Here is an 8,491-nt window from a genome sequence, read left to right as displayed (position 1 = left end):
CGGAGAGCACCTTGCACCCCTGCGTGCCGGGCTTGATCTGCACCTGTGTCAGGTCGCGCCGCAGCACGTCGTTGCGGGTGTCACAGCCGTTGCGGTCCACGTCCGCCCAGCGCTGGCCGAATGCGTCACGCAGCTCGACCGCGAGGTCCCGGGGCGCGGGCACGGCGTCCGCGCCGATCCACTCCGCCAGGTCCGAGGCGGTGTCCACCGGGGCGGCCCCGCGGTGGTCCAGGTTCACGCCCATCCCGACGACGACGCCGGGCCCCTTGCCGTCCGAGGACAGCGCCACCGTGGCCAGCACGCCGCACAGCTTGCGCCCGTCCGTGGCGAGCACGTCGTTCGGCCACTTCACGTGCGTCGGGACGCCCCGGGCCGCGAGGCGCCGACGACGGCGGCGGTGCTGGGTGACATCGTCGCCTCGCGGGCGACCGACCATGTATAGAGTGGATGTGAGCCCGATCTCAGCGCCGCGCCCGACGGCGCCCGTCCCGGCATGCCAGGAGGCCCCGATGACCCAGCAGCACCATGACACCGACGACGCCCCGTCGATGCAGCGCCCCGATCCGGTCGCGGAGCCCGGGGACCACCTGATGTTCGAGCACCCGGACGGCGAGGCCGTCCTGGTGCTGGACGAGGACCAGGTCTGGCGACTGCTGGGCCGCGTGGGCCACGCGCGCCTCGGGCTGGCCGTGGACGGGCGGCCGGACATCGTGCCGGTGAACGTGCGGGCCCACGACGGCGCCATCTACTTCCGCACCGCGCCCGGCTCGAAGCTCGCCGAGCTCACGGTGAACCCGCGCGTCGTGGTGCAGGCCGACGGGATCCTGGCCGACCAGGCCTGGTCCGTGCTCGTGCACGGCACCGCGCGCCGCCTGGACACGGAGGCGGAGATCGCGGAGGCCGAGTCCCTCGGCATCGAACCGTGGGTGCCGACGCTCAAGGACTTCTACGTCCGCGTGGACGTCCAGCGCGTGTCCGGCCGCCACTTCGTGTTCGGCCCGCACCCCGAGCGCAACGAGTCCCAGACCGACTGACCCGGTGACCGGGCCGGGAAGGCTCAGGGACGCGCCGGGGGCTGGCCGCCCTCGCCGCCCGCCGGGGGCTGGCCACCGCCGGGCCCGCCCATCCCGCCCTGCTCCTGCTCGGTGGTGGTGTCGATCGGGACGTCGATGGTGATGGCGAAGCCCTTCTCCACGGAGCCCGTGATCTGCGGCAGCTGCGTCTCGTAGCCGTCCGAGAAGACGTTGTCCGTCTCGAGGCTGACGTCGGCGAAGTTCTCCGTGGACCCGTCGTAGGCCGAGGTGGCGTAGACCTGCGCGGACTGCTCCTCGGGCATGGCGATCTGGGAGGTGAGGACGTTGTTCGTCGCGTCCGTGATGGACGCCTTGTCCGGGAACACCTCGAAGTGCAGGTGGGGCCACCGGCCGTCGTAGCAGCCGGGCCACACCGTGGTGAAGGTGACCGTGCCGTCGTCGCCCACCACCTGGACGCCGCGCAGGTAGGTCTCCTCCGTGATGCCGTCCGAGTACATCGAGTAGCGGCCCTGCGCGTCGGCGTGCCAGAGGTACACGGCGGCGCCGGTCATCGCGGCGTCGCCGTTGGCCATGTCGATCACGTTCATCGTCACCGTGAGCGGGACGCCCTCGGCGGCGGTGCCCGTGTCGATGCTCGTGGTCAGGTCGGAACGTTCGATGCCGGACGCGTCGAGCACGTCCGGGCCGTTGGAGCCGTCGCCCGGGTACGGGCCTGCGGTCTCGGTGACCATCTCGGTCAGGGTGGCGGACGGCGAGGCGCTCGCCGCCGACGAGGAGGCCGCGGGTGACGAGGAGCCGGCGCTCGCCGACGTCGAGCCGGAGGAGGACGAGGCGCCCTCCTGGACACCGCACGCGGCGAGGACGAGGGCTCCCGCCCCCGCGCCGAAGATGCCCAGCGCGTTGCGGCGGGAGACGAGCGTGCCGACGTCGAAGGCGCCGCCCTGGTCCTCGACGTCCTCGGCGGGGCGGTGGAAGGCCCGGCCCTCGAAGGTGGGCGTGACGGCGGGGGCCCCGCCTCCCTCGGTGACCTGGGGGAAGGGACGGCGGGAGCGGGTCGGGAGCCAGGGGCCCTGGAGTTCCTCTCGTGGGGCGCCCGCCGGGTGGCGGGCCGCGTCGAGAGGCCAGCATGGCAACGGATGCCGGACGTTTTCGTGAGATCGGCGGGATGGTTCCAGGACATCTCCTGGGCGGTTTCTGACACGGGCGGGACCGCCGGCGCCTCGGTCGACGTCTCAACTACCTGCCGGTCCAGCTCCGTTGCTGAAACATGCACCTGGAAAGGTGGCGCACACTCTCAGGGTCGAGTCAGCGATTCCGGCGCCGGGCCGCGTCAGACCTCCGGAGCCTCCCCCAGGTGGCTCGGCGCCCACATCGCCAGGCGGGTCTGCACCACGACGACGTTCGGCCCGTCCGCCTGGAACGCGCGCTCGAGCGCGCCGCGCACGTCCTCCACTCCCACCGTCTCGGCGGGCACGCCGAAGGAGGCGGCGAGGGCCTGGAAGTCCGGCCGGTCGAGCTCGGTGGCCGTGGCCTTGCCGAACGCGCCCTCCATGTACTCCCGCAGGATGCCGTACCCGCCGTCGTCGATGATCAGCCACGTCACCGCCGCACCGTGCTGCCGGGCGGCCGCGAGCTCGGCGAGGGAGTACATCGCCGAGCCATCGCCGGCGACGGCGAGCACGCGCCCGTCGATCCCGGTGCGTCCCTGGTGGGCCAGGCCCACCGCGCCGCCGAACGCGGCCGGGAACCCGTAGCCGAGCCCTCCGGCACCCTGCGCCGAGTGGAACTCGCCGTCCTGCGCGTCCCAGCAGTTCCACGCCCAGTAGGCGGCGATGGTCATGTCCCAGTACGTCTGCATGGTCGACGGAACGGCGGCGCGGATGTCCGCCAGGAGCCGGTGCTCCACGCCGAGGTCCTGGGCATCGAGGCGGGCGGTGATGCGCGCGTTGACGTCGGCGACCACCTCGGCCGGGGTGCGGCCGTGCCAGACGGCGGCGTCCTGCGCCACCGAGCCCGACTCGCGCAGCGCCGCGGCGAGCGCCTCGAGCGCCTGGCCTGCGTCGGCGCGCACACCCAGCGTGGGGTGGTTGGTCTCCAGCACGCGCGGCTCCGCGTCCACCTGGATGAGGCGGCCGCGCGGCTCGAGCGTGAAGTAGTTCGAGGTGACCTCGCCGAGCGAGGAGCCGACCACGAGCAGCACCTCCGCGTCCTCGAGCAGGTCTGTGACGAGGCGGTCCTCCACCCAGCCGCCGAGGCTGAGCGGGTGCTCCCACGGGAAGGCGGTGTTGCCGCCCGGCGAGCAGACCACGGGTGCCTGGAGCAGCTCCGCGACCTCCCGCAGGCTCTCCATCGCGGCCCGGCCGGAGCGGCGCACACCGCCGCCGGCCACGATCGCCACCCGCCCGGCCCCGCGCAGCCAGCGTGCGGACTCGGCCACGAGCTCGGCGCGCGGCGGGTGGTCGTAGGGCACGGCCAGGGCGTCCTCGACCGGGGGCACCATGACCTCGCCGAGCAGCACGTCCTGCGGGATCTCGACCCACACCGGCCCCTGCGGCACGGTGACGGCCTCGGCCCACGCGTCCTGGATCGCGGACGGGATGCCCGAGGCATGGTGCACCGTGAACTGGGCCTTGGTGACGTTGCGGGCCGAGGCCTTCTGGTCGTCCAGCTGGTGCAGCATGCCCTTGCGCCGGGCACCGAGCCCGGACAGCGGGATCTGCGAGGCGATCACGAGCATCGGCACACCCGTGGCGTAGGCCTCCTGCAGGCCGGCCAGCGAGGTGAGCGCGCCGGGGCCGGTGGAGAGGAACAGCACCCCGACCTCGCCGGTGGCCCGGGCGTACCCGTCGGCGGCGAAGGCGGCGTTGTTCTCCACGCGGTTCGAGACGAACTCCAGCGGGGAGCGGGACAGGGCGTCGAAGAGGCCGAGGGCGTGCTGGCCCGGGATGCCGAAGACCGTCCGTGCGCCCAGGGCGTGAAGCGTCTCCACGGCCAGGTCGCCGCCGTTGCGCCGCGGGGCCGCCGTCGTCGTCTGCTCGTCGGTCATCGGCCCGGCTCCTCACCGGCGGCCGCGCGGGTGGCGCGGCGGTCGGCCATCAGGGAGATGAGGTCGTAGGCCACATGGGAGGCGGCGACGCCGGTCAGCTCGGCGTGGTCGTAGGCCGGGGCCACCTCCACCAGGTCTGCGCCCACGATGTCGAGCCCGCGCAGCCCACGCAGGATCTCGAGCAGCTCGCGGCTCGTGATGCCGCCGGCCTCGGGGGTGCCGGTGCCCGGCGCGTGCGCGGGGTCGAGGACGTCGATGTCCACCGAGATGTAGAGCGGCCGACCCCCGATGCGCTGGCGCAGCTGGTCCACGATCTCGTCCACGCCCCGACGGAACACGTCCGAGGAGGTGACGATGCCGAAGCCCATGCGGTGGTCGTCGTCGAGGTCCTTCTTGCCGTAGAGCGGACCGCGCGTGCCCACATGCGAGATGGCCTCGGTGTCCAGGATCCCCTCCTCCACGGCGCGGCGGAACGGCGTGCCGTGGGTGTACTCGGCGCCGAAGTAGGTGTCCCACGTGTCCAGGTGGGCGTCGAAGTGCAGCAGGGCCACGGGCTCACCCGCCCGGGCGGAGGCGGCGCGCAGCAGCGGCAGTGCGATGGTGTGGTCGCCGCCGATGGTCATGAGCGAGGAGCCGTCCTCGGTGAGGTCCATCGCGTCCTGCTGGATCGTCTCGATGGCCTCGCCGATGGCGAACGGGTTCACCGCCATGTCCCCGGCGTCCACCACCTGGGCCTGCGCGAAGGGCGAGGTGTCCGTGGCGGGGTTGTACGGGCGCAGCAGCCGCGAGGACTGCCGGACGTGGCCGGACCCGAAGCGTGCACCGGGGCGGTAGGAGACGCCGGCGTCGAACGGGACACCGACCACCTTGATCTCCGGGGCGACGCCGGCCGCGGCCGCCTCGTCCAGGCGCGGCAGCAGCGCGTAGGTGGGGGCGCCGCCGTAGCGGGGCACGAGGGCGGAGTTCACGGGGCCGAGGCGGCCGTTGTCCTCGACGCGGGGGATCTCGAGCATTTGGATGTCCTCTCTGGGCGGTTCGGTTCGGTTCGGTCTGGTCGGTCTGGTCTGTCCGGTGCGGGCGTGCCGCACGGGGTCACGCGTGGCCCACGAGGGTCCACAGCACGACGGCGGGGCGGTCGTCCGGATTGGCCCACGAGTGAGGCTCGCGGCCGGGGAAGGTGACGGTGTCCCCCTCCTCCAACAGGTGCACGGCCTCGGTGGTCCGCAGCTCGAGGCGGCCGGTGACCACGTGCACCGCCTCCACGCGGCAGTCCACGGTGTACAGCTCCGCCTCCCCGCGGCCGCGCGGTGCGATGTCCGCGCGCAGGATCTGCAGGTCGCGACTGCCGCGCGGGGTGATCAGGCGCTCGCGGATGCCCTCGCCGCCGAGGCTGACCGCGGGGGCGTCGGCGAGGCGCACGACCGTCACCTCGGGCGCGTCCAGGACGTCGCCCGGGCTCGCGCCGAGCACCTGGCACAGGGTCACGAGCGTGCTCACGGACGGGCTCGTCAGGTCCCGCTCGAGGCGGGAGAGGAATCCCTTGCTGACGCCGGCCGCCTCGGCGAGCTGGGCCACGGTGAGCCGCCGCGCCTCGCGCAGCGCGCGCAGCCGGCGGCCGATCAGCGACTGGCCCGGCGCGGTCTCGAGCGGGAGGGCCTTCATCGCGTTCCTCCCGACGTCGGCCAGGCGACATCGCCGATGTCCCCCTGGACGACATGTTGTCTGATAAGCAACATGTGTTTACCGTAGACCCGGTTCGTGTGATCGGCAACACGCCGATCACTCCTGTCCCGCCGCGGCGCCCCCGCATCCGGCGCCCCGGATCCCCTCGCCCCAAGGACCGCCCGTGACCCTCAACCTGACCATCGTCGCCGTTTACCTGGTCGGCATGCTCGCCTTCGGCTGGTGGGGCAAGGCCCGCGCCGCCAGCTCGGAGGACTACCTCGTGGCGGGCCGCCGTCTCGGGCCGGTGCTGTTCACCGGCACCATGGCCGCCGTCGTGCTCGGCGGCGCCGCCACCGTGGGCGGCGTCGGCCTGGGGTACGAGTTCGGGCTCTCCGGCGCGTGGCTCGTGGCCGCCATCGGCGTCGGCGTGCTCATCCTGTCGGTGGCGTTCGCCCCGATCCTGGCCCGCCTGAAGATCTACACCGTCTCGCAGATGCTGCGCCTGCGGTACGGCCGCGGCGGGGCCTCGCACGCCTCCTCCTTCGTGATGCTCGCCTACACGCTCATGCTCGCCGCCACCTCCACGGGCGCCTACGCGTCGATCTTCGTGGTGCTCTTCGGCTGGGACCGCTGGCTGTCCGTCCTGGTGGGCGGCGGCATCGTGCTGGCCTACTCAGTGCTCGGCGGCATGTGGTCCATCACCCTGGCCGACATGGCCCAGTTCCTCATCATGACCATCGGCCTGTTCGCCCTCATGCTCCCCCTCTCCCTGGCCAAGGCCGGCGGCTGGAGCGCCATGCAGGAGCGCCTGGGCGCCGAGTTCTTCAGCTGGGACGGGATCGGCGTGCAGTCGATCGTCACCTACTTCGTGATCTACACCCTCGGCCTGCTGATCGGCCAGGACGTCTGGCAGCGCGTGTTCACGGCCCGCTCCCCCCGCGTGGCGCAGATCGGCGGCGCCACCGCGGGCCTGTACTGCATCGTGTACGGCGTCGCGGGCGCCGTGATCGGCATGGCCGCCCGCACGGTCACCGCGGACATCGCCACCCAGGACGACGTGTTCGCGTGGGTCGCCCAGAACCTGCTGCCCGTCGGCGTCGGCGGCGTGGCCCTGGCGGCCGCCGTTGCGGCCATGATGTCCACCGCCTCGGGCGCGATCATCGCGGCCGCGACCGTGATGCGCACCGACATCCTCCCGATCCTCCGCGGCGAGGCGACCGCCGCCGAGGACGGCGCCGTCGCCGAGGACGCGGCCACGGAGACCGCGGCGGAGCTCGCCTCGAACCGCGGCTGGGTGCTGCTGCTCGGCGCCGTCGTGCTGGGGCTGGCGATCGTCGTCCCGGACGTGGTGGCGGCCCTGACCATCGCGTACGACATCCTCGTGGGCGGCCTGTTCGTCGCGATCGTCGGCGGCCTCGTGTGGAAGCGCGGCACCGGCACGGCGGCCCTGTGGTCCATGGTGGTCGGGACGGTGGGCACCCTCGGCACCATGGGCTGGCTCGAGCTGAACGCGGCCGAGCCCTTCGAGGGCGTCTTCGCGAACGAGCCGATCTACGTCGGCCTGGCCGCCTCCGCCGTCGTGTACGTGCTCCTCAGCCTGATGACCCGGCCCACCGACCCCGCGGTCCTCGAGGCCTGGCGGGTGCGCTCCCGCCACGGCGTCGACCCCGCGGTCCGAGCGCAGGTCTGACCGATGCGCCCGGGGCCTGCGGTCCTCCGATGCCCGCACGATGGTCAGGCCAGACGATGCGGCGGCGGGCGATCCTTCCTCAGGCTCCTCCCGGCCCCTAGTGTTTCCGTATAGCTCGGGACCGGGACTCCCCCTCGGGTTCGTCCCGTCTCCCGCCCTGCCAGGGCCTCGATAGAGACAGAAAGGCAGCAGTTCCCATGACCACCAAGAACCGCGCCGTGGCCTTCCACGGCATCAAGGACGTGCGCGTCGACGAACTGGACTTCCCCAAGCTGGAGATGCCCAACGGCTCCGCCGCCCCGCACGGCGTCATCCTCAAGATCGTCGCCACCAACATCTGCGGCAGCGACCTGCACATCTACCGCGGCTCCTTCCCCGTGCCCGAGGGCATGGTGCTGGGTCACGAGATGACCGGCCAGGTGCTGGAGGTCGGCAGCGACGTCCAGTTCCTGCAGGAGGGCGACCTCGTCTCGGTGCCGTTCAACGTGGCCTGCGGCCGATGCCGCAACTGCCGCGCCGGCCGCACCGAGGTCTGTGAGACCGCCAACCCGGAGCAGGCGTGTGCCGCCTACGGCTTCAATCTGGGCGACTTCCAGGGCGGACAGGCCGAGTACCTGTTCGTGCCGTACGCCGACTTCCAGCTGCTGCGCTTCCCGGACCAGGAGCAGGCGATGGAGAAGATCCTGGATCTGGCCGTGCTCTCGGACATCCTGCCCACGGCGTTCCACGGTCTCATGTCGGCCGGCGCCAAGCCCGGCTCCACCGTCTACATCGCCGGCGCCGGCCCTGTGGGCCGGTGCGCCGCGGCCGCCGCTCGGCTGCTGGGCGCCTCGTGCATCATCGTGGGCGACCAGGACGCCTCGCGGCTGGAGCTGGTGCGCAAGCACGGCTGCGAGACCATCGACCTCTCCGTCACGGAGAACCTGCAGGACGCCGTGAACGACATCCTCGGCGAGCCGATGGTGGACTGCGCGGTGGACTACGTCGGCTCCGAGGCCCACGGCCTGGGCTCCGAGTCCGATGAGATGCAGCCGATCGCCGCCGTGAACCAGGTCC

The 8,491-nt window shown here is 72.7% G+C and carries 7 protein-coding genes and 1 pseudogene; 3 read left to right on the top strand and 5 right to left on the bottom strand.

Features of this window, described 5'->3' with window-relative positions:
- Positions 1-436: pseudogene (locus tag D8M29_RS06200) on the bottom strand (hypothetical protein); the annotation flags it as partial.
- Between the two features lie 73 nt (positions 437-509).
- On the opposite strand from D8M29_RS06200, the gene D8M29_RS06195 reads away from it, so the two are divergent.
- Positions 510-1,034 carry a pyridoxamine 5'-phosphate oxidase family protein gene (locus D8M29_RS06195; protein WP_020621599.1) on the top strand — a complete coding sequence of 175 codons (525 nt, stop codon included), beginning with the start codon at positions 510-512 and terminating at the stop codon, positions 1,032-1,034.
- A 23-nt stretch (positions 1,035-1,057) separates the two neighbouring features.
- Here the strand turns inward: D8M29_RS06195 and D8M29_RS06190 are convergent, their stop codons facing one another.
- The 4 genes from D8M29_RS06190 to D8M29_RS06175 form a co-directional block, all read right to left on the bottom strand.
- On the bottom strand, positions 1,058-2,167 hold the full coding sequence (locus tag D8M29_RS06190) for a 3,4-dioxygenase subunit beta (RefSeq protein ID WP_238692764.1): 1,110 nt from the start codon (positions 2,165-2,167) through the stop codon (positions 1,058-1,060).
- 197 nt (positions 2,168-2,364) lie between these two features.
- Positions 2,365-4,080: a thiamine pyrophosphate-binding protein gene (locus D8M29_RS06185; RefSeq protein WP_127435238.1), complete on the bottom strand. Its 1,716-nt coding sequence runs from the start codon at positions 4,078-4,080 to the stop codon at positions 2,365-2,367.
- Positions 4,077-5,093: an agmatinase gene (speB, locus tag D8M29_RS06180; RefSeq protein WP_127435237.1), complete on the bottom strand. Its 1,017-nt coding sequence runs from the start codon at positions 5,091-5,093 to the stop codon at positions 4,077-4,079. Before speB ends, D8M29_RS06185 begins: the two co-directional genes overlap by 4 nt.
- 79 nt (positions 5,094-5,172) lie before the next feature.
- Positions 5,173-5,742 carry an XRE family transcriptional regulator gene (locus D8M29_RS06175; protein WP_127435236.1) on the bottom strand — a complete coding sequence of 190 codons (570 nt, stop codon included), beginning with the start codon at positions 5,740-5,742 and terminating at the stop codon, positions 5,173-5,175.
- Between the two features lie 184 nt (positions 5,743-5,926).
- Here D8M29_RS06175 and D8M29_RS06170 point away from each other — a divergent pair, with 184 nt between their 5' ends.
- Complete coding sequence (locus D8M29_RS06170) at positions 5,927-7,435, top strand: sodium:solute symporter (protein WP_127435235.1); 1,509 nt, start codon at positions 5,927-5,929, stop codon at positions 7,433-7,435.
- 197 nt (positions 7,436-7,632) lie between these two features.
- A partial coding sequence (locus tag D8M29_RS06165; RefSeq protein WP_127445851.1) for an alcohol dehydrogenase catalytic domain-containing protein occupies positions 7,633-8,491 on the top strand: 859 nt, incomplete at its 3' end.

This window comes from Micrococcus sp. HSID17227, assembly GCF_003989405.1.
In the GTDB taxonomy this organism is placed as follows: domain Bacteria; phylum Actinomycetota; class Actinomycetes; order Actinomycetales; family Micrococcaceae; genus Micrococcus; species Micrococcus luteus.
This window is presented reverse-complemented; position numbering and strand designations above follow the sequence as displayed.

Excerpts from the sequence above, each read along its gene's own strand:
- D8M29_RS06195 (WP_020621599.1), top strand. The coding sequence starts at position 510 with ATGACCCAGCAGCACCATGACACCGACGACGCCCCGTCGATGCAGCGC.
- D8M29_RS06185 (WP_127435238.1), bottom strand. The coding sequence starts at position 4,080 with ATGACCGACGAGCAGACGACGACGGCGGCCCCGCGGCGCAACGGCGGC.
- speB (WP_127435237.1), bottom strand. The coding sequence starts at position 5,093 with ATGCTCGAGATCCCCCGCGTCGAGGACAACGGCCGCCTCGGCCCCGTG.
- D8M29_RS06175 (WP_127435236.1), bottom strand. The coding sequence starts at position 5,742 with ATGAAGGCCCTCCCGCTCGAGACCGCGCCGGGCCAGTCGCTGATCGGC.